General features: G+C 48.0%; 1 protein-coding gene. It reads left to right on the top strand.

Translation table 11 applies throughout. The annotated features are described in order from the left end of the window. Positions 1–560: hypothetical protein (locus tag F0L46_RS27720; protein ID WP_149822406.1), on the top strand; the 560-nt coding region annotated here is incomplete at its 5' end. Positions 561–590: the final 30 nt, after the last annotated feature.

The raw sequence follows: 590 nt of genomic DNA, 5'->3' as shown, positions 1-590 counted from the left end.
AGATGAACTGCATGGAGTACGCTTATCAACTTTGGCTCCAGGGCTCCAAGGACATCGTCCGTGATTGTTTCCCAGTTGAGTTCAGACTTATCTTCGCCGAAAACGCCATTAAGCTTATGTACAAGCGCGACGGTCTCGCTTTGACGCTGAGTAATGATGTTCACGGCAACGATGGCAGACTTGCCTTCGGCGACGGTAAGGACAAAACAAGCCCGAAAGTCAGCTGGAAGTTCATTGCTCTGTGGGAGAACAACAAGGTCTACTTCAAGATCTTGAACACTGAGCGTAACCAATATTTGGTATTGGGAGTCGGTACTAACTCGAACGGCGACCACATGGCCTTCGGAGTCAACAGCGTCGATAGTTTCAGAGCCCAGTGGTACCTGCAGCCCGCTAAATACGACAAAGACAATTTGTTCTACATCTACAACCGTGAATACAGCAAGGCTTTGACACTGTCGAGGACGCTTGAAACCTCGGGTAACCGCATGGCCTGGGGATACAATGGTAGAGTGATCGGAAGTCCCGAACATTACGCTTGGGGTGTTAAGGCATTTTAAGTTATATTTTAAATATTCACGAAACCCAAC

Source organism: Salinarimonas soli (assembly GCF_008386575.1).
Classification (GTDB): Bacteria; Pseudomonadota; Alphaproteobacteria; order Rhizobiales; family Beijerinckiaceae; genus Salinarimonas_A; species Salinarimonas_A soli.
Note: the sequence above shows the minus strand (reverse complement) of the source record. Positions and strands in the feature narration are given on the sequence as shown.